Genomic DNA, 21,480 nt, shown 5'->3' on the forward strand with positions numbered 1-21,480 from the left:
CTAGTTATGAATCTAATAAATGAGTAAATGATTTCATTTGTCGTAATCCTTCCTCACGCCAATTATCATCATTCTCTCCTTCTTCTAAGTTAAATAATCTTTCTCTACACAGAATTTGTAACAACAGTGGCCAGCAGTGACTTTCTGTCAAAATCCACTCCACATCTTCGTCAGTGAAGGGAATGGGCGAACTTGCTATCAATTTTCGCGCTTCTGTCTCAGCCAATGCCCCCAGATATGCGGTGTAGCCGAAAATATTGAAAAAGGGTGAACTGTGTCCTGTGTTATGCGCCATTTCAATCGGTGATTCGGGGGTAGCCAAAACAAATGCTAGATTCCCCCCTGTGTGATTAGTCGCCAAAGACCGCAAACATTCCCAAAAGCCATCATCTAATTCTGAACAGCGTTGCAAGCCAACACTAATCTCATCCAATAAGATGACCGTAGGAGAATGCAAATTATCGCTGACTACATCCATGAAACGATCTAAATTGCAAGGTGTCGGCACTTGCATCTTCAGTGATTCTAGGATGTACTTTAGCAGTCCTTCTCGGCTTTGCATTCGTGCGTCTTGCAAGTCTACGAAAATCCAACAGTAATTTTCTGGATGCGGTAGCCAGTCAGATTTTTGCTCAGGACGCAGCTGTTCTGCTGGGGTGGTGGTGATATTTTTTAGGTAGTGCAGCAGGGATGTTTTGCCACTGCGCTTTTTTCCGATAATGGCGGAGTTTTGTAGAGGATGGCGTTTGAGTAAGTTGAAGAGGCGTTTTAATTCTTTCTCTCGTCCAAAAAAGTAACGCGGTTGGGTTATGGGTGCGCCAGTGATGAAGGGTGATGCTTCCCCGTTAGTTGGCTGAGGTTTCGGTGGTTGAGTTTCTGGTTCTTTGTATGCAATGTCTTGCCACTCTAACCCCAGTTTTTTGCTAAGTTCTACAAAATTTAGATAGTCAACAGATTTACCAGTGAGAAAGTTTTTGACTGTGGAGAGAGAAAACCCTGTGTCAGTAGCCAAGGACTGCTGGCTAGGATAGCCGTTACGCCCAAGTGCTGACTTTACTTTTTCACTATACTCTGGGGCTACTCGGAGCGATCGCGCCATCATTCCTCATCGAGAAACTGCTGTGAGTATATCAGCTTTTCATACTCGCTAAATAACAAAGCTGTTTAGCTATAACGTCTTACACTCTAGGAATTATAGTCATCCTGAACTTAACCGATAATCAACTCACAACTCGTCTAATCGGTGACTATTTCTCAACTCCGTTCTCAGCCAGCACCAAGTTGTAATGGGAATGTAAGAGATTAGGGGCTTTAAAAATGAAACGAGAATTGGGAATTCTGCAAATTACCTTATCACTTTGCGGAATGATTATATTTGGTACAGTAACCTACGCCGCTATTAATATGGTGAATGGTCAATACCGAGTTGAAATAGCGCTCAATACTAAGGGACTCATTATTAAGTCAGATATTGACAAAAGACAATGCAAAGCAGTAGAAGATATTGCCCAAAAGCAGGAAATCACAAATTTAGACCAGAAAACAATTAATTAGGAGTAAAAATCAGTGATGAGCTAGAATTAATAACTTTTAACTCATTGTGAATGAACCTCTGAGCTTTGTCGATGAACCTCTGAGCTTGGTGAATGAGTCTTTGATACTCGTGAATGAACCTTTGAGCTTCGTGGTTTTTTTTTACGAACCGCATTCGCGCAGCGTCTCGTTAGAGAAGGACGCAAAGGACGCAAAGAAAGAGGAAAAATATATCTATAAATGAAGTGAAGTAAAGCGGTACGTTAGTCCTTGGTGTAACGCACCCTACCAAAACACTAAAGGAGTAGAAATTAATAAGGAGTTGGGAATAAATAACTCCTAACTCCTAACTCCTAACTCTTGTACAGACGCCGATTAATCGCGTCTCTACTTTTTACAACGCACAAGTCAACTCGCCGGCTTTTTGACTAAAGCGGTGATTCTCCCGATAGTCTACGGGACAATCTATCACCGCAGGTACATCTTGAGCGAGGGCTTCTTTCAAAGTAGGAATCAAATCTAAAGCCGATTCAACTCGATAGCCTTTTAAACCCATGCTTTCGGCGAATTTAACAAAATCAGGATTGCTAAAATGCACAAAGGATGAGTTTCCTTTACCAAATTGATTTTCTTGCTTCCACTCAATTAATCCATAGCCACCATCATTGAAAATTATGGTGACAAAGGGCGTACCGACACGCAAGGCTGTTTCTAATTCTTGAGAATTCATCATAAAGCCACCATCACCTGTTACAGCCACGACTTTGCGCTTGGGATGAACCAGTTTTGCTGCTAAAGCGCCAGGAATGGCAATACCCATAGCCGCGAAGCCGTTGGAAATTATGCAAGTATTGGGACTATGGCAATGATAATGACGGGCCATCCACATTTTATGTGCGCCAACATCAGAGATGACGATATCATCTGGGCCCATCACTTGGCGTAAGTCATAAATTAACTTTTGCGGCTTAATGGGAAATCCGTCATCATGGGCATACTGTTCGTAATCAGCGCGAATCTCCGATCTTAAGCTAATAGCAAAGGGATCTGGTTTGCCTTGTCTGTCTGCTAATTTTAAGATTTCATAGAGGGAATCTGAAATATCTCCCACTACTTCGGCGTTGGGAATATAACTACTATCAATCTCTGCTGGACTTACCCCAATATGCACAATAGGAATTTCACCATTTCGATTCCATTTCTTGGGGGAAAACTCAATCAAATCATAGCCGATCGCAATTACTAAATCTGTGTTATCAAAGCCACAGGTAATAAAATCTCTTTGCTGTAATCCCACTGACCACAACGCTAATTGATGTGTGTAGGGAATAACGCCTTTACCCATGAAGGTATTGGCAACAGGTATATTCAGCAAGGTGGCAAATTGCGTGACTGCATCACTCGCATGAGCGCGAATTGCCCCATTTCCGACTAAAATTAATGGGTTAACTGCTTGGCAAATTGCGGCTGCTGCTGCCCGAATGCTAGCAAAAGATGCATAAGTTTTTTCGCTATTATCCTTACGCAAAGGTTTGCCTTCGACGGGCATGGCAGCAATATTTTCTGGCAAATCGATGTGAACTGCGCCAGGTTTTTCGGATTGCGATCGCTTAAATGCTTTCCGCACTACTTCGGGTGTAATACTCGGTCGCACAATCTGCTTATTCCACTTGGTAACAGGTGCAAACATTGCCACCAAATCTAAATATTGGTGGGATTCAATGTGCATTCTATCTGTTCCCACTTGACCGGTAATCGCTACTAAGGGCGCACCATCGAGGTTAGCATCTGCTACCCCAGTCATCAAATTAGTTGCCCCAGGGCCAAGAGTAGAAAGACACACTCCAGCTTTTCCGGTTAAGCGTCCATAGACATCGGCCATGAATGCTGCACCCTGTTCATGACGAGTCGTAATAAATTTAATCGAAGAATGTTTTAACGCTTCCAAAACGTGAAGGTTTTCTTCACCAGGTAGTCCAAAAATATATTGCACTCCTTCATTTTCTAGGCACTGCACCAATAATTCTGCTGTATTCATTTTATTTTCCGACAACTCTATTAACGAATAAGACTTTTGTTCTTTGTCATTAGTCATTTGTCCTTTGACCAATGACCAATGACTAATACTTCGACTACGCTCAGTACAAGTGACCAATGACTAATGACCAATGACTAATCATTTAATCCACACGGTTTTAACATTTACAAACTCATGTATACCTTGGATACTCAATTCTCTGCCATATCCAGAACGCTTGATGCCACCAAAGGGCAACCGAGGATCGGATTTGACCATACTGTTGATAAACACTGCACCAGCTTCGATTTCCTCAACCAAGCGATCGCTCTCTTGTTTATTGGTTGTCCAAGCACTTGCACCTAAGCCAAAGGGTGAGTCATTAGCAAGTTTGATGGCAGCATCGATATCTGGAACCCGGAATAACAAGGCTACTGGACCAAAGAATTCTTCTTTTGCAATTGTTGTGTCGGTGGGGATATCTATGATAATCGTTGGCGGATAAAAGTTTCCAGGACGATCTGATAAAGGATGTCCACCGATGATGACTTTACCACCACTGCTAATAGCACCTTGCACTTGTTGATCTAAATCCTGGAGAATACCAGGTGTTGCCAGTGGCCCTAAATCGGTATCTGGTTGCATAGGATCGCCTACTTTCAGCGCCTCAAATTTTTCTAAAAGCAATTTTTCAAATTTGTCTGCGATCGCATCTGCGACAATAAAACGTTTCGCTGCAATACATGATTGCCCGTTATTTAACATCCGCGCTGTAGTTGCTGTGACAACTGCTGTCTCTAAGTCAGCACTTTCTAACACAATAAACGGGTCACTTCCTCCTAATTCCAAAACTGTTTTTTTAATTTGTTTGCCGGCGGCGACGGCGAGGGATGCACCTGCTGGTTCGCTTCCGGTCAAGGTAGCAGCTTTTACGCGGTCATCAGCCATTAAATCGGCAACTTTGGCAGCGCCTATTAATAGAGTTTGAAAAGCACCTTCAGGAAAACCTGCCCGTCGGATAATATCTTCAATTGCCAAGGCGCACTGCGGCACATTGGAAGCGTGTTTGAGTAAGCCGACATTTCCCGCCATGAGTGCCGGTGCAGCAAAGCGGAACACTTGCCAGAAAGGGAAATTCCACGGCATCACCGCAAGAATTGCACCTATTGGTTGATAACGTACAAAACTCTGGCTGGCATCAGTTTTTACACTGACATCAGCTAAGAAACCAGGGGCGTGTTCGGCATAGTAGCGACAGACAACGGCGCATTTTTCGACTTCTGCGATCGCAGCTTTAAATGGTTTACCCATTTCTAGAGTCATTAACTTAGCAAATTCTGCTTTATCTTGCTCTAAAATGTCGGCAGCTTTTTGCAGGCAGTGCGATCGTTCAGAGAAACTTGTCTGACGATACTGTTCAAAAGTCCGATCGGCTAAATCGAGTTTAGCGGCAATTTCTGCATCATTGAGCGCCTCAAAGGTTTTGAGCGTCTCCCCAGTGGCGGGATTAATGGTGGCGATCGCCATTACCTGACCTCCCGTTAAAAAATAGCTTCGGTAGGCTTCCTAGTGTTACACAGATCAATTCTGGAAGCTACCACCCAAATTCTAGTCTTTTAACCCAGAATTGGTTGCTTAATATTACAATTTTGAAATTATTTTGAAACAAAATATACAAGTAAACTATGTATTTATCATGATAAATTAGCATTTGTTAATTATTTAGTTAGCTGTTAATTGTTTTTCTAATACCCAATACCTAAAGATTCATGATTGGAGCAATGATTGTTGGCACTGGCTGCAATTTTGTCTGATAAACCTTAACTAATCGCTCAATACCTTTGAAACGATAATCTCCCATTTCTTGGAAGTCTGAGGGTTCTGAAAGCATTTTATGGGTGACTTCACTAATCACACATTCACTAGGGGGACAAACTGCTTCCATCCGAGCAGCAAGATTAATCGTTGCGCCTAATGCCGTATAATCTACCCTTTGGGAACTACCGACATCTCCCACCACAGCTTTACCGCTATTAATCGCAATACGTAATTGCAGGGGTTCGTGCCAAAAACCATTGGCATTAAGATGTTCCAAACGAGTGAGCATTCCCTTGGCAGCAGTAACAGCGCGATCGGCATGATCTGCTTGCGGTTCTGGAGCGCCAAAAAATGCCATAATGCAATCGCCAATATATTTATCTAAAGTGCCGCCGCAACCAAACACTTCTTTTAGCATTTCTTCAAATAAATTATTTAATAGTTGAGCGATCGCAGTTGGTGTTAACCTTTCAGAAATTGCCGTAAAGCCAACTAAATCCGCGAACAAAATACTGATTTCGCTCTCGGCGGGAGCTAAACGACCACCCGGTAATCCGCCTACAGATATCAACTGTTGTACAACTGCTGGAGAATGATAACGTTCTAGTCGGTGACGAATCATCTCTTCAGTTTTGAGTTTCTCTACTAATAGCCAACGCTGCACGCTAGAAGCGACAAGGTTTGCCAAAGCTGAAAAAAAGCTCAATTCTTCCTCACCTTCATTTGCCCAATGGTAAGAAGAAAAATTGGCATCGGCATACAATACGCCCACAACTTTATTTTCATCCCATAAAGGCACTGCCATCGCGCTACGAATGCCTTTGACCAAAATACTCTGTTCGCTAGCAAACCGTTCATCCTGATGAGTATCACCGGTTTGAATGACTACTTTTTCATCAAATACTTTTTGACAAATACTACGACTAATCCAACTACCATCAGAAGGGAGATTTTTCTGTTGAGAAATATTTCTAGTGGCAGCATTCATTAATTCTAACTGGCCGCAACCATTGACATCAATTAATAATGCCAAGCGATCGATACTATCAAGATAACGAAAAACTACTTGCTGCACCTGCGAAAAAATCTCTTCTATAGATGCGGCTGCACAAAGATTTTTCGCTATGTCCACTAAGTCTTTGAGACGGGCAATGGTTTTGTCCTTATTGCTGATGTTGCCATCCTTACTATCAGCTGCAATCCATTGCTGTTGTAATTGTTCGACATTGTGAAGGATTGTTCTTTGCTCATTAATCTCCGAAATTCCGGGATACTCAGGTGTCGGTTGAGAAACACGGGTTGTGAGCAGCACAACCAAGCTGACATTGCCCAGCCAAACGATATCGCCGTGATGTAACTCTTGGGGATAGTTAACCAGATATTTATTGACTTGCGTCCCGTTTTTGCTGCCCAGATCCTCAATAGTCCACACACCATCAGCCGTTTTTACCAGGCGAGCATGGTTGCGGGATACTCCACCAAAAGGTAAGTACAAATTACATTCCGGCAAACGACCAATTGTAAATACATCTTGGTCAACTGCGATCGTGGTCTCGGTATCTCCCTCTTGTAGGCGTAGCGTCAGTTCAGTCATGAGTGTGATAGATCCATCGAAGCTAGAGGTCAAGCAACTCTAAGGTAAGTTATACCCTACAGGTTAACCTTCACCTTTTGTTTATGACACTGTTAACTGCATTCCGACAACTGTATGTGACAGATATTACATTGAATGTTTTCCAGAATCCGTGAAAAATCAATCTATTGAACAGCTAACGAATGTTAGCGATCGCGTTTAGCAGAACGGCGCGATGCCGATGAACGAGCGCCAGGTTTCTCGCCATTAGTGGCAGGTGGCGCTGCTTTACGTTTAGCCGATGTCTGTGGTAACGGTTTAGGAGTACGAGCCGGACGCTTCTCACTTCCGGGCTTGGCTCTGTGTTGCCGTACATTTGCAATTGGTTCGGGGTTGATATCGGGGTTGGGCGCAAAACCAGCAACCACTTCCTTCGGCAAGCGTTGCTCAATCAGTTTTTCGATATCTGTCAATAGATGCTGTTCATCAATGCACACTAGCGATACAGCTTCACCTGATGCGCCAGCGCGACCGGTGCGACCAATACGATGAACATAATCTTCGGGTACATTGGGCAAATCAAAGTTAACAACATGGGGCAGTTCGCTGATGTCAAGACCCCTAGCAGCAATGTCTGTCGCCACCAATACTTGTAAGGTGCCATTTTTGAACTTGGCCAGAGCGTTAGTACGCACCGGCTGGCTTTTATTACCGTGGATTGCCAATGCTTGAATGCGGTCTTCGCCCAACTGCTTCACTAAACGGTCAGCGCCATACTTGGTGCGAGTGAATACTAGTACTTGATACCAATTATCTCGCCGAATCAGATGAGCAAGTAATTGGCGTTTCTTGTCACGGTCTACTTGGTAAACTTTCTGGGCGATCGTGTCGGCGGTAACGTTGCGGCGTGCTACCTCAATCATTGTTGGGTTATTGAGTAGTCCGGCGGCCAGTGCCTTAATTTTGTCTGAGAAAGTGGCAAAGAATAGCAAATTCTGCCGCTGTTTGGGCAGGAGTGAGAGGATGCGGCGGATATCATTAATAAAACCCATGTCCAGCATCCGATCGGCTTCATCCAGCACCAAAACCTCAATCTGTGATAAATTCAGCGTACCCTGCTGTACGTGGTCTAGGAGTCGCCCTGGAGTCGCGACCAAAATATCCACTCGACTCCTCAAACGCTGTTTTTGCAGATTAATACTGACTCCGCCAAACATCACCATCGAGTTGAGATTTAAGTACTTGCCGTACTCGCGCACGCTTTCTTCCACTTGGGCAGCGAGTTCGCGAGTCGGGGTGAGAATCAACGCCCGGATTGGTGGGTATCCATTAGGCGTACCTTTGCTCTTGTTAGACGACAACCGATGCAAAAGCGGTAATGTAAAACTAGCGGTCTTTCCAGTGCCAGTTTGTGCCCCAGCTAATAAATCTTTACCCGACAAGACAGCAGGAATGGACTGCATCTGGATTGGCGTGGGTTCCGTGTACCCTCGTTCGGTAACAGCACGGATAATTTCATTGGACAAGCCGAGATCGGAAAAAGACATAAGACTCCAAAAATAACATCGGCCTGTCGCCAATCATGGCGTCAGTCTTAGGCGGACGGATAAAAATCATTGAAAAGCTGGATGGGCAGTAGCGCAAAGACTGAGAGCGAGTGCCGCAGTCCCTCATTCTATCAGATTGCCGTCTATTGTGTTGTTAAAGTTGCTCTGATTCAGTGTTGTGTTAAATTAGCATTACCTGCTTGTAAAGCAAAGTATTGAACAAATGGGAGAAATTCATTATCGCAATCCAAAAGCAACTGATTAATTCACAAATCAAATCACCTAGCGTCTTCTTGATTGACCATGAGAATAATAATCGTGGTCTGATCGACACCAATGAGGCGTTACAGCTAGCCGAAAGCTTAGAGCTTGACTTAGTTGTAGTTTCTCAAGGTAAAGACGCTCCAATCGCCAAGATTCTCAACTATGGCAAGCTACAATATCAAAAGAAAAAACGTCAGAGCCAGAGTGCTAGACCCACGGTAAAAGAAGTTCGATTCGGTCTAAACGTGGGTATGGCTGATTACAATTTACGTATCGAACAAGCAGGTCAATGGTTGAGTAAAGGCGATTCTGTCAAGTTTGCCATTCGTTTACGAGGCCGAGAACATCAATATCGTGACAAAGCAGGAGAACTGCTAGACCGAATTGCAAACGATCTCAGTCAAGTAGGTAAAATCCAGTCGCTGGATAAACGCGCTCTAGTTGTTCAAGTTATTCCTGCTTAGTTATCTGGCGATCGCTAGAGGATGTATTGGTGGCAGCTTGTAAGGAACGAAAAAAGCCGGACACAGTACTGTAGCTTCTATGGAAAAAACAGTCAACTGTTATTCAAGGTGAATTTGACTTTCCGACCAAACAAGCGCCACGCGCCGGGATATAACCAATCAATCGGCGCATTTTGCGATCAGGTGTGTCAAGGCATCAATCAAGCGATCGCTTTCCATTGGTACAATGTCCTGTCCATGCATCACATTTTGAGTAATATGAAAATGCACTAATGCTCCTAAGAGAATTCTCGCTGTCGCCTCTGGATCGGGTATCTTTAATTCTGGAGCCGCCAAGTAGTGGGTGAGAGTTTCGGCTACTGGCTTAATCATCACCCGAACACAAATTTGAGCTAACTCAGGAAAACGCCCAGATTCCCCGATTAGTACTCGCATAAATGCACTATGTTCTTTGTCGTTAAGCATTTGATCTAATGCTTTGGTTACTACCTGGCGCACTATAGTGGCTGGTTCTCCCTCAATCGGTTCTGTGCCAAAAATGGAGCTATTCTTTTTACTTGTCAGTTGCTCTAACAGTACTTTAAATAGTCCTTCTTTATCTTGAAAGTGGCTGTAGACTGTCGCTTTAGAAACACCTGCTGCTACTGCTACCCGATCCATGCTCGTACCAGCATAGCCATTTTGGAGAAACTCTTGCATTGCACCTTGCAGAATTTGCTCTACTTTATCAACAGAATTATCTCGATCAACTTCGTCAGTTTTGATGCGTACCATTTATTAATTATCCTTTCTTCTCAACAATATTAATAGATGCTGCAAAATGCTTTAGTACAAAATGGCGAAAATAAATATACCCTTTGATAAAGCCCCAAAGCCTCTATTATCAGCTTTCCTCTCCTCTACTTTTTTGTCGTAGATAATCAATCCCAATAGGGAATAGCATTCCGCAGCATAAGGGATTTCCAGTTAAAAAAATATCCCGTCTAGGGACGCAATACCTGTGCCCATACAAATCTAGAAATGATTGGGGATAATTTATTTTTTGCAAGTCCCTAATGCCAAGCAAATCGAGTGACAAGTTTAGTTGTGTCCTATTGACTAAACTAGTCCGTTTAGTTTAGCATAAATTGAACTGGACAGTTTAGTACAGGTTGCTACTGGTGGTAAGGGGGAATAGGATGAGGGAAAACAGGAATTCAGAGGGTTTAGGGTCTTCTCAGAATCTTTTGCGATCGCCACTTCTACTTGCAATACTTACATCTCTAGCAATAGGTGGAATCAGTGTTTATACGTTGATGAAGCTTCAGGCTACAGCTAATGAAAAGCAAACAGCACCAGTAGCAGTTCAGCCAGTGGTAAAAACAGTAACAGCATTAGGGCGGTTGGAACCAAAGGGAGAAATAATAAAACTGTCAGCGCCTTCTTCTAATGAAGGAAATCGGGTAGAGCAACTATTGGTGAAAGAAGGCGATCGCGTCAAAGCTGGGCAGGTAGTTGCGATTATGGACAACCGCGATCGCCTACAAGCTACTTTGAGTGAAGCCCAAAAACAAGTTCAAGTTGCCAAATCCCGCCTTAACCAAGTAAAAGCTGGAGCCAAACAGGGAGAAATTGGGGCGCGTCAAGCAACCGTGAATCGTGTGCAAGTAGAACTACAAGGAAACATTAAAACTCAGCAAGCCACAATTAATCGTCTAGAAGCAGAATTGCAAGGGCAACAACGGAGCTTGCAAGCAACAGTGGCTCGCGTAGCAGCCGAGAGACGTAATGCTCAAGCTGAGGTGCAGCGCTACGAGACTTTATATAAAGCAGGAGCAATTTCTAGTCAGGAAGTTGATAGCAGACGTTTAAGTGCCGAAACTTCCACGCAAGCGTTAATTGAAAGCCAAGCCACTCAGACAAGAACTGTCGCAACCCTACAACAGCAGATTAACGAAGCAAAAGCTAACCAGGATCAAACCCTCGCCAGCTTGCAACAGCAGATTAACGAAGCAAAAGCTAACCTGAATCAAACTGCTGAAGTCCGTCCCACAGATATAGCAAATGCACAAGCAGAGGTGGACAGCGCTCAAGCCACCGTGGAGAAAATTAGAGCAGAACTGGCACAGGCTTATGTTGTGGCTCCAAAAGCTGGTCGAATTTTGGAGATTAATACACGAGCCGGAGAAACTGTTGGCGATGAAGGAATTGTGGCTCTAGGTCAAACCGACCAGATGTATGCAGTAGTAGAAGTCTACCAAAGTGATATCAAGAAAGTGCGTCCGGGACAAGAGGTGCTGGTAAGCAGTGATTCCCTCCGCAATGAATTAGAGGGAAGAGTGGATTGGATTGGTATGCAGGTAAAGCGGCAAAATCTGATTAACGCCGATCCCTCTAGCAATATTGATGCCAGAGTAGTGGAAGTGCATGTGCAACTGAATAAACTATCTAGCCAAAATGCTTCTAGCTTAACTAATTTGCAAGTCAAGGCGGTAATTGAACTGTGATTGGATTTATCCAGCAACTGCGGCGGCGAACGCCTTTAGGATGGCTGCAACTGAGTCATGAAAAAGGCCGTCTTTTGGTAGCATTGTCAGGCATTGCCTTTGCCGATGTTCTGATGTTCATGCAGCTAGGATTTCAGACTGCCCTGTTTGAAAGTAACACAATCTTGCATCGCAGTATGCAGGCTGATATGTTTGTCATCAGTCCCCAAGCACGTAACCTAGCAAATATGTCTAGCTTTACGCGGCGGCGGCTGTATCAAGCAATGGATGTACCCGGTGTAAAGTCGGCAGAAGGAATGTATGTCAACATTGTTGATTGGAAAAATCCCCAAACACAACAGAAGACGACAATATTAGTTATGGGGTTCAATCCCGATCGGCAAGTGTTTAACTTAGCAGATGTAAATCGCCAGATAGATGCTGTTAAGCTACCAGATACCGTTTTGTTCGATCGCGCCTCTAGGGGAGATTATAATGATGCGATCGCTAAAATTGACCAAGGTAAAACTGTCACAACCGAAATAGAACGCCGGACAATTACGATTAGCGGCTTATTTTCAGTCGGGGCTTCCTTCATCGCCGATGGTACTTTAATCACCAACGACCAGAACTTTCTGCGACTATTTCCTAGACGAGAAGCCAGCGGTGTCAGTCTCGGTTTGGTGCAACTACAACCAGGCTACGACCCAAAGCAGATGAAAGCAGCTTTAGAAGCTTATTTAGATGATGATGTCAAAGTTTTAACCAGAGCAGAATTTATCGAATTTGAAATAAATTACTGGAAAACAAATACAGCCATCGGATTTATTTTCAGCCTGGGTGTAGCAATGGGATTTATGGTGGGCGTGATTATCGTCTATCAAGTTCTTTCTACAGATGTGAATTCTCATATCAAAGAATACGCCACTTTCAAAGCAATGGGGTATAACAATCTTTATTTATTAGGTGTGGTGTTTGAAGAGGCGATTATTTTAGCTATCTTGGGCTTTATCCCAGGAGCGATCGCACCTTTAGGACTTTATCATTTAACTCGTAATGCCACCAATTTACCACTTTATATGACCGTAGCGCGGGCTTTGACGGTATTAACACTGACTATGATTATGTGTGTAATTTCTGGTGCGATCGCCACCCGTAAATTACAATCCGCTGACCCCGCAGATATGTTTTAGAAAATGGGGACTGGGGACTGGGGACTGGGGATTGGGGACTGGGGATTGGGAAATCCCTAATCGCCAATCTAAAATATAAAATCTAAAATCTAAAATTAGTATGCCTTCTGTAATCTCTATTAAAAATCTCGACCACTATTTTGGTCATGGCCAACTCCGCAAGCAAGTTCTCTTTGATATCAACCTGGATATTAACGCCGGCGAAATTATTATTATGACAGGGCCTTCTGGTTCTGGTAAGACTACACTTCTCACCTTAGCAGGCGGCTTGCGTTCTGCCCAATCCGGCAGTTTGCAGATATTGGAACAAGAATTGTGTGGCGCTAGCAAAGCACAACTTACCCAGGTGCGACGCAGTAACGGTTATATTTTCCAAGCACATAACTTGCATGGTAGCCTAACAGCACTCCAAAACGTCAGAATGGGCTTGGAAGTGCATAATAATATTTCACCGGCAGAAATGAAAACCCGGTCAGCCCAAATATTAGAGGAGGTAGGATTGGGAGAGCGCTTGAATTATTATCCTGATGATTTATCTGGGGGACAAAAACAAAGAGTTGCGATCGCTCGTGCTTTAGTCGGTCGTCCTAAAATTGTTTTAGCGGATGAACCCACCGCCGCCCTTGACAGTAAATCGGGACGAGATGTGGTCAACCTCATGCAAAAATTATCTAAGGAACAAGATTGTACCATTCTTTTGGTTACTCATGACAACCGCATTCTAGATATTGCCGATCGCATCGTCTACATGGAAGATGGCAAGCTAGTAAATGACCGTGCTGTTGTTGCAGCATCTTAAGCAAATTCTTTTTGAGCAATTCTCACAAATCAAATTTGTGAAGTAAAGAGATTTTGGAACTGCGAATCAGACTTTTTAGACATTAGGTTTTTGCTACTCTTTCTAAGGATTGTATTCAAATTCGCCTTGCGATCGCACCCCTATCCAATCACCTGCTGGGGTTTGTCCGACTTCGTAGGTGTAGTCAACATCCCAAAAACTGATACTGTAACAAGTGCGATGAGCTAAACACTGGTTCATAAACTGGCTGAGTTTACGGCTATTGTAGCCATCATCAGCATATTCAACTGTTCGTTTCTCCAAAAAAACCATAGTTGCTGCTTGCAGTGCAAGTTCAATGGCTGTCGTTTTGGTTTTGGCGATCGCACCGACAATTTGATGTTCGTACGTGTAGTTGTATCCGCCGTGGTAGTAGCCGTAGTTGGTAATTGGGGTGAGATTATTAAGCAGAATTTGAACTTCAGTTATCATTTGAGGTGCTTCGCTTGGTGATTCTTCGGAGACAATTTGTGTTGTGGGTTGATTGCGATCGCGGTAATTATCGCTTACTTGATCGGGGACAGTGGGGGCAAGGCAAAACCAGTGGCGATCGCTAGTTTCACCAACCACAATCGACACAGAAAAATATGGATGTTCCCACTCAAAGTATTGATGTGCTGCTTTGGGAACAGATAAATTATATGCTTGAATATTTTGCAGATTATTTTTAACTAACTGCTGAAGTTGTTGATAGTAGCCAAGGCGTTCATTAGCAATACTTTCGTTCCAACTGTTGTCCTCGCGTTTAGAACGCGGCGGGGCGTATTCACCATATTCTTGTTGATTAGTAGGAGTTCCCCATTCTTCAATATTTTGCCAATGTTTAAAAGTAAGTTCTATATCTGTGAGGTTGACAAAGCCTTCGGAAATCATTAAACTCCAAATGTTAAATTCACCTTGGGTTGCAGTTTCCCAAACAAAGGAACTTGAGCAGAGTAGTTCTAATGTAGCAAGAAGTTGTTCTGTTTCGAGTTTCATTTTTGATATTAATAAATCTAGGGATTGTAAACAAATTCACTTTTTAGATATAGTCCAACCCAATCTCCAGGGTTACTTTGACCTATTATGTATATATGCTCCTGAGTAAAAAAACTGAATCTATACATAATTACTTCAGGAAATATCTGGTTAAAAAAATTATTAACTTGCTCATATTTTGCAAAAACTTCTTCAAGCTTATAACCTTCATAGTACTCTCCTAAGTAGTTTTTGTCAGGATAAAAACTATGAAATTGTTTTAGTTCTAGAATTCCAGACTTTTGGAAAGCCTGTTCAAATGCTAGTTCTTTAGATACAGCAACACCATAAACAATTTGATGATCGTAGTGATAGTAATAACCACCACCCAAATCACCTTCTAAAGAAATTATGCCTAGTTCTGAGGTTATTGCTTCAATTTGTGAAATTAAGTTTAGTGTATTTTCTCCGTATAGTTGACTAGAGGTTGATTGAGATAGAGGAGAACGATAAATTAGCTCTTGTGGAATTGTTGTTTGTTTATAAACAGTTGGACAAATACAAATCCAAGTTCCGTCTCCTGTTCTACCAATTACTAAACCTGGTAAAATAACACCTCTACTACAAGAATAAGGCATCGAGCTAAAAGAGTCTAAATCTTGTAAAAAAGATTCTAAATCTTGTAAATTTATGTGTAAAAGTTGTAATAAATATTCAAATTTATTTTTCCTGAGATTTTCCTCTTCAACACCTAAATAAAAGTCATAAAACGATTTAGCATATTCCATTTTTTGCCAACTTCTGATTCGCTTATCTACATCTGTAAGCTGTAGCCAACCATTAGCCAAACAGAGATTGATAACATTAAATTCTCCTTGCTCAGATACGTCCCAAACAAATGGAACAATAGTACCATCTTCATGACCTGGTAAATCAACAGCTAAGTAAGGATCAACAAGAACTTGTAGAGTTCCAAAAATGCGTTCTGTTTCAGTGTGCATAGTATATTAGGTGCAATTTAATTACAGTTATGTGATTGATAAATTTGCGATTATTATCATAACGATGCTTGTAGTAAAGCAGATTGAAATGGTTGCAACAGAATACCAATAATTTTATCAACATCATTGATGTAGTATTCAACTATATCAATGTATGCTGTTACTCCTTCCAACATTAAAAATCGCCAGTTGGTTCCACTAGTCACAACTCCATAGATTGTCTTAACTTCTTGTTGAGTATTTTGATTGAATAATTGGGCAGCTATCATAGTGGCAATACATTGTCCTAAACCACCTTTGATATTTTCATTTTTCGCCTCAATAATTGTAATTACAGGCGATTTAATGTAAAACTATTCTTCAGAACCACAGAGAATAAAATCACAAAATCCATTCAATCCTTTACTACTATCTACATCAAAATCTGTTCCAGAAAACAGTGAAATTTGATAATTTAACTGTCGTCTAACTTCCGTAAGAACTGGCATAATTAGTAATTCTGAACGGGCTTTTTCCGTGTTGATGGCAGTTGCTAGTTGAGTATATTCTTCTAAGAGCGTTGTTAAGGTAGCGGAAGGTTGAATAGGCGACACATCTTTGAAGAGATTGCGCTTTTCATCAATTACAAGTTGAAACGTTTCTCGAACTTTGGCAAGTGTGAAATCACTGTATGCCATCTGCAACATCCTCAATTATTCACAAGTTATACCAATTATCTAAAATCCAGCAACAAATTCAAACTCTGAAACCCACACTAAATCTCTGACTTTTCACGGTATCTGGAAAACCTCTCTCTAAATCTCTCTCCTAAAAGGAGAGAGACTTTGAATTTTCCCCCTTCCCTGGTAGGGAAGGGGGTTAGGGGGTTAGGTTTTTCGTGGCTTTTCCACATAACGTGAAAAGTCAGACTAAATCTGACGGATATTAATTACGAATTACGAATTACGAATTACGAATTACGAATTAGTATTAACTCTAGCGGCTGCGCGGACAATCCGGTTGCTATCTTCAGCAAGTTGCTGGCGTAAAACGCTTGGAGTCCCAGAATTATCAGCAACGGCGTAGCGTTCCAGCCAGGATGCAGACTGCGCCCCTTGAGTCAGCACTTCATGGGGAGTTAGCGGGTGGAGGAGTGTCACTAACCGCACAAAGGCATTTTCTGAACTCGCGTATTCTGCAAGTATGCTGACTAAATCATCAGTGCTGGGGTTGTAGAGGCGGTTGAGTCCGCGCAAGGTAGGACTAGTTTGGCGGGTGGTGGGTTGTACAATCAAATCGCGGAGGCTTTCGCGGATGGGTGCAGGGGTGTTGGGATTTTGAGCAACTGCGCGGCAGACTTCGACTTTTTCATCGTTTGCCAGTTGTGTCAGCACAGTTGCAGGAAGATGGGAATTAGAGGCGGTAGCTGTACGAACGGATGCGTCCTGATCTCGTGCCAATTGTTCTAAAATATTTACTGGCGAGTTGGTATTAGCAGCAACCTTGACACGAACATCTTTATCTGAATCCCTCGCTAATATTTCGAGAATATTCACAGGAGTATTCGAGTAAGCAGCAGTTACTTGACGCACACTAACTTCTGTATGATTAGCAAGTTGTAGCCAAAGCTCAGGAGTCATGTTGAGATGATTAACAATCGCACTGCAAACTTTGGGATTGGGATTTTCAGCAAGTCTGTTTAGAAATTTGGCAGTCAGGCTTTGATTACCTGCTAGGGTAATTAACACTAAATCATTTGATACAGCCATTAGTCGTTCTACAATTGCTTGCGGAAGATTTGGTTGAGCAGCTACTCTCTGATAAACCTGTTGTAGGTTACTTTGCATCAAAGGTTCTAATAGGTTGGGAGGAATCTCACGCCGATCGCAAATTGCTAAACTGATTTGTTCGTAGTCTTGGCTCTTTGGATCTGTAACCGTCAGTAGCAGTCGTTCCAGGAGTTGAGGCGGAGTATCAGCACGTCGAGCGATCGCCCACAGAACAGGGCCATAATCATCATTAAGTAATGGTTCCAAAGCAGAAATCGGGGTATTGGGATGACCCGCCACCAACGAGCGAATCCATGATGTTTCGCGGCTGGCTAATTGCACCAATACACTTGCAGGCATCTGTGAACCTGTGGCAGGTCTGAGCAGATCATCCAATGCTTTATACCGAGAACTGTAGTCCATTTTTAGAGTTTGTTCGACAGCTTTTGCTAAAGCATTACCAGGTGTATTGGTATTCCAAATACTGACAATTCCTTTCTCTACTCCCAAAAATTCTAAAACGTCCATAGGAGTATTGGGATTACGAGTCAAAGCTCTCCAAACCTCTGATTTCTGGTCATTCGCAAGCATCTTCAATAATTCCACAGGAGTGTCAAGATTAGCTGCAACCTGCGCTCTAACTTGTGCTGATTCATCATTGGCTAACCGTTCCAGTACTTGCACTGGAGTTTTTTTATGCGATCGCTTCCGGGCTAAACCACTACGAACCTTGAGACTTGAATCTTGTGTCAACTCCAATAAGCTGCTAAGTGGTAAATTAGAATTTTCTGAAACTACAGAACGAACTGTTTCATCTGTGTCTTTTGCTAGTTGCTGTAATACTTGAATTGGAGTTTTATTACTACGTGCAGCGATCAATTTAGCTTTTTGATCTCCCTTTTCCAAAACCTGCGCCAAAGCATAAGAACTATCGGGACGCTGTGCCATTAATTGGTGAGCAATTGTAATTTCTTGAGTTTTTTCTTTACTTAATAGCAACCGATAACATCCCAAAATCATTTGCTTGTATTCTTTTGCTATCAGCATTTGTGGATGTTTAGCAATCTTAACTCGCATTGACTCTAATGAATCATCTGCCAAAACTTCGAGAATTTCTCCTGATATGTTCGACTGATTTATTACCAAATTAACGTAGTAGTAAAAATTTTTATCACTGCGATCGCGTACCAGTTGCTCTATAATGCTTAGTGGTAAATTTTTCCTTTGAGTAATAATTGTATGTTTGTGTTTGGGATAGAGTTTTAATAATACTTGCTCTGAAGTGTTGGGATGTTTTGCTAAAGCGATGGAAATTTCATTTTGAGTTTCTTTATCGACATAGTTTGCAAGCAAATTGAGTGCTTCTGTTGGAGTAAAAGGATTTTGAGAAATAGCTAACTGAATTTTGTACACCGCATTACCAGCCAACTGCATCAGCGTCTCTGCTGTCGCTGAGGGATTTTGCGCCACAGCCAACCGCACCCACGCCCAACGACTCTGCCCCAGTATCGCTAATTGTTCGCTATCGGTATTCCAGTCAGATGCAACGGCATACTGTCCTTCCACGAGTTCAATTAATGGTGGTGGACAACTGGGATTAAACTTCACCGCCAACCGGACTGGTAATTCTAAATCACCCGCCAACTGTTCCAACACTGCTGACGGCGTTTCTGGCGACTCTGCTACCTGTAACCTTGGTTCTAAAGTTGGTTCCTGTGACAGTCGTTGTAATAATTGCAACCGATAACGCAAGGGCATTTGGGGATTTCGCAACCCTTGAATTAGTGGCTCGGCTGGAACCCATTGGCTGAAAAAGCAAGGAGGTACAGTCCCGATTTTGAGTAGTTCTACCGCCAATCGGTCGTTTTGCCCTAGCTGACGCTGTTGCAGGATTTCATCAACTGCTTGCTGCCACCCGTCTGTTATTTCTCCTGCCAAATTTACGTGTAAACTTGCTGCTTCTGCTACCTGTGCATCAGGACTATTAACTAGAATCTCTAAAAGACTTCGCGGTGTCTGGTGGAAACTAGCAACAGCTAATTGCAATGCTACCGACTGTTGCAATAACTCCTCTGGTGCTGACAAAAATCTTTGCAAATCCGATCCGCTAACTGGCTGAAGAGGTTGCATGGCTGTACAACTCAAGACATAGTACATTTATACTATAAAAGGAATACGTCAAAACTATTGTGAAAGTTTTGTATCCCTATCTTTATAATTACCAATAGCAAACAGACTTAATACAGTAATCCTATTTGATTTGTGAGAATTGCAAGCTACAGGTGTCCCAATGCGGTTTGGTTAATGTTTCGTTTTAACCTTTGAATGGGATTATAGCGGTTCTTGTCCCTTATGAGGTACAAAAACCCCACCCCGCAAGTGAGGAGTGGAATATGATGTACCTAATACGATTGCTAAACGCTATAATCATCAAAATTTGATATAAATTTCCACCGATCGCAATTACACCAAATATTTTTTGTTATTTACTTAATTTGATTATGATTGTTGGCGCTGTTACAACCCGGAATTTTAAAACCGTTTACTATACCTGAGTACTTTCATAAAACAAAAGTAGTTTGCTAAAAACATAAACCTATAATTTGGTAGAGATATTCGTTGTTATCCTAGCCAGCTAAATCACTTTATCTAAGTAAAATCTCAACAATTTCCAAATTATTTTATGGACTTTTAAGTGATAAATCGACAATCACTGAGTCAAGAAGTAGGAATTAGCAAATAAGTACGGAGAAAAGCCTAATCTGTTCTTTTTTCTGCGCCACTAGTTAAGAGGTAATCTATGGTGCGAAACTCAAAACTAGGGTACAGAATGTTCCCTAAGTCTATTCTGCGTCCATCCGTTGCTATAGGTATAACTATATCTTTATTGGTTGGCGGGATAAGTTTTTATATAGTAAAACGTGGGCAAAATTATGCCAATCAAGAGGCACAAGTACCAACAACACAATTGCCACAGTTAAAAACTGTAACAGCTTTAGGGCGACTCGAACCACAGGGAAAGGTAATTAAACTCTCTGCTGCGGTGTCTGCGGAAGGAAGTCGGGTAGAAAAGTTGTTGGTGAAGGAAGGGGATAGGGTAAAAGCAGGACAAGCGATCGCAATTTTGAACAGCCGCGATCGCCTCCAAGCAGCTTTAAAAGAGGCGCAGGAACAGGTAAAAGTAGCCCAGGCAAACCTAAACCGCACCCAAGCAGGTGCTAAACGTGGTGAAATTGCCGCCCAAAAAGCTGCGATCGCTCGTCTAGAAGCCGAACGCCAAGGTGATATTAATGCCCAAGCCGCGACAATTGAGCGATTCCAAGCCGAAGTGCGTAACGCCCAAACAGAAGACGAACGCTATCAGCAACTATATCAACAAGGCGCAATTTCCGCTTCTCAACGGGATAGCAAGCGTTTAAACTTGGAAACCGCCCAAAAAAGCTTGCAAGAAGCCCAGGCACAGTTAAATCGTACTCAATCAACTAGCCAACAACAGGTCAAAGAAGCTACAGCAACACTCGATGAAATCGCTGAAGTGCGCGGAGTGGATGTGGAAGCAGCTAAAGCAGAAGTCAATCGTGCCGTAGCAGCCATGAATCTGGCAAAAGTCAATCTTGAACAAGCAGAGGTGCGATCGCCCCAAAATGGACAGGTATTTGAGATCCATGCCCATCCTGGAGAATTAGTATCAAATGATGGCATTGCAGATATTGGACAAACCAGCCAGATGTATGTCATCGCCGAAGTCTACGAAAGTGATATCGGCAAAGTGCATTCAGGGCAGCAAGTGCGAATCTTTGGTGATAACCTCCCGATTGAATTGCAGGGAATCGTAGATCGCAAAGGCTTGCAAGTGCGACGACAGAATGTCATTAACACAGATCCCGTCAGCAATATCGACAACAGAGTGGTAGAAGTCCACATCCGACTAGATGAAACTTCCAGTCAAAAAGCCGCCAACTTAACCAATATGCAAGTTAAGGCAGTAATTGAATTGTGAAATTTGTCATTAGTCATTAGTCATTTGTCATTGGTTATTAATTCTTCTTCGTTACTCCCTTA

The 21,480-nt window shown here is 42.5% G+C and carries 15 protein-coding genes and 1 pseudogene; 6 read left to right on the forward strand and 10 right to left on the reverse strand.

Annotation, left to right across the window (positions count from 1 at the left end):
• Positions 1-4: 4 nt before the first annotated feature.
• On the reverse strand, positions 5-1,102 hold the full coding sequence (locus CDG76_RS30205) for an ATP-binding protein (RefSeq protein WP_317616144.1): 1,098 nt from the start codon (positions 1,100-1,102) through the stop codon (positions 5-7).
• A gap of 215 nt (positions 1,103-1,317) precedes the next feature.
• On the opposite strand from CDG76_RS30205, the gene CDG76_RS30210 reads away from it, so the two are divergent.
• Positions 1,318-1,554: a hypothetical protein gene (locus tag CDG76_RS30210; protein ID WP_094352539.1), complete on the forward strand. Its 237-nt coding sequence runs from the start codon at positions 1,318-1,320 to the stop codon at positions 1,552-1,554.
• A gap of 373 nt (positions 1,555-1,927) precedes the next feature.
• Here the strand turns inward: CDG76_RS30210 and CDG76_RS30215 are convergent, their stop codons facing one another.
• The 4 genes from CDG76_RS30215 to CDG76_RS30230 form a co-directional block, all read right to left on the reverse strand.
• Entirely contained in the window at positions 1,928-3,571 is a 1,644-nt protein-coding gene (locus CDG76_RS30215) for an acetolactate synthase large subunit (RefSeq protein WP_094352723.1), read from the reverse strand.
• Positions 3,572-3,709: 138 nt separating this feature from the next.
• Entirely contained in the window at positions 3,710-5,077 is a 1,368-nt protein-coding gene (locus tag CDG76_RS30220) for an NAD-dependent succinate-semialdehyde dehydrogenase (RefSeq protein ID WP_094352540.1), read from the reverse strand.
• Positions 5,078-5,309: 232 nt separating this feature from the next.
• Positions 5,310-6,962: an adenylate/guanylate cyclase domain-containing protein gene (locus CDG76_RS30225; protein ID WP_094352541.1), complete on the reverse strand. Its 1,653-nt coding sequence runs from the start codon at positions 6,960-6,962 to the stop codon at positions 5,310-5,312.
• 185 nt (positions 6,963-7,147) lie between these two features.
• Positions 7,148-8,488: a DEAD/DEAH box helicase gene (locus CDG76_RS30230; RefSeq protein ID WP_094352542.1), complete on the reverse strand. Its 1,341-nt coding sequence runs from the start codon at positions 8,486-8,488 to the stop codon at positions 7,148-7,150.
• Positions 8,489-8,703: 215 nt separating this feature from the next.
• On the opposite strand from CDG76_RS30230, the gene infC reads away from it, so the two are divergent.
• Positions 8,704-9,216 carry a translation initiation factor IF-3 gene (gene infC / locus CDG76_RS30235; RefSeq protein ID WP_094352543.1) on the forward strand — a complete coding sequence of 171 codons (513 nt, stop codon included), beginning with the start codon at positions 8,704-8,706 and terminating at the stop codon, positions 9,214-9,216.
• A gap of 159 nt (positions 9,217-9,375) precedes the next feature.
• Here the strand turns inward: infC and CDG76_RS30240 are convergent, their stop codons facing one another.
• Positions 9,376-9,990: a TetR/AcrR family transcriptional regulator gene (locus CDG76_RS30240; protein ID WP_094352544.1), complete on the reverse strand. Its 615-nt coding sequence runs from the start codon at positions 9,988-9,990 to the stop codon at positions 9,376-9,378.
• A gap of 404 nt (positions 9,991-10,394) precedes the next feature.
• On the opposite strand from CDG76_RS30240, the gene CDG76_RS30245 reads away from it, so the two are divergent.
• The 3 genes from CDG76_RS30245 (at position 10,395) to CDG76_RS30255 (ending at position 13,673) form a co-directional block, all read left to right on the forward strand.
• The gene (locus tag CDG76_RS30245; RefSeq protein ID WP_094352545.1) at positions 10,395-11,702 is read left to right on the forward strand and encodes an HlyD family efflux transporter periplasmic adaptor subunit; all 1,308 of its coding nucleotides are present in this window, start codon (positions 10,395-10,397) and stop codon (positions 11,700-11,702) included.
• Entirely contained in the window at positions 11,699-12,874 is a 1,176-nt protein-coding gene (gene devC / locus CDG76_RS30250; RefSeq protein ID WP_094352546.1) for an ABC transporter permease DevC, read from the forward strand. Before CDG76_RS30245 ends, devC begins: the two co-directional genes overlap by 4 nt.
• Positions 12,875-12,974: 100 nt before the next feature.
• Complete coding sequence (locus CDG76_RS30255; RefSeq protein ID WP_094352547.1) at positions 12,975-13,673, forward strand: DevA family ABC transporter ATP-binding protein; 699 nt, start codon at positions 12,975-12,977, stop codon at positions 13,671-13,673.
• Positions 13,674-13,775: 102 nt separating this feature from the next.
• On the opposite strand, the gene CDG76_RS30260 is transcribed toward CDG76_RS30255, so the two are convergent.
• The 4 genes and pseudogenes from CDG76_RS30260 to CDG76_RS30275 form a co-directional block, all read right to left on the reverse strand.
• Positions 13,776-14,690 carry a hypothetical protein gene (locus tag CDG76_RS30260; RefSeq protein ID WP_094352548.1) on the reverse strand — a complete coding sequence of 305 codons (915 nt, stop codon included), beginning with the start codon at positions 14,688-14,690 and terminating at the stop codon, positions 13,776-13,778.
• 17 nt (positions 14,691-14,707) lie between these two features.
• Positions 14,708-15,670 carry a hypothetical protein gene (locus CDG76_RS30265; protein ID WP_094352549.1) on the reverse strand — a complete coding sequence of 321 codons (963 nt, stop codon included), beginning with the start codon at positions 15,668-15,670 and terminating at the stop codon, positions 14,708-14,710.
• A 56-nt stretch (positions 15,671-15,726) separates the two neighbouring features.
• A pseudogene (locus CDG76_RS30270) lies at positions 15,727-16,347 on the reverse strand (hypothetical protein).
• Between the two features lie 279 nt (positions 16,348-16,626).
• Positions 16,627-19,548, reverse strand: coding sequence for a HEAT repeat domain-containing protein (locus CDG76_RS30275; protein ID WP_094352550.1), 2,922 nt, complete (start codon positions 19,546-19,548; stop codon positions 16,627-16,629).
• 673 nt (positions 19,549-20,221) lie between these two features.
• On the opposite strand from CDG76_RS30275, the gene CDG76_RS30280 reads away from it, so the two are divergent.
• Positions 20,222-21,418, forward strand: coding sequence for an ABC exporter membrane fusion protein (locus CDG76_RS30280; RefSeq protein ID WP_094352724.1), 1,197 nt, complete (start codon positions 20,222-20,224; stop codon positions 21,416-21,418).
• Positions 21,419-21,480 lie beyond the last annotated feature (62 nt).

This window comes from Nostoc sp. 'Peltigera membranacea cyanobiont' 210A (assembly GCF_002246015.1).
In the GTDB taxonomy this organism is placed as follows: Bacteria; Cyanobacteriota; Cyanobacteriia; order Cyanobacteriales; family Nostocaceae; genus Nostoc.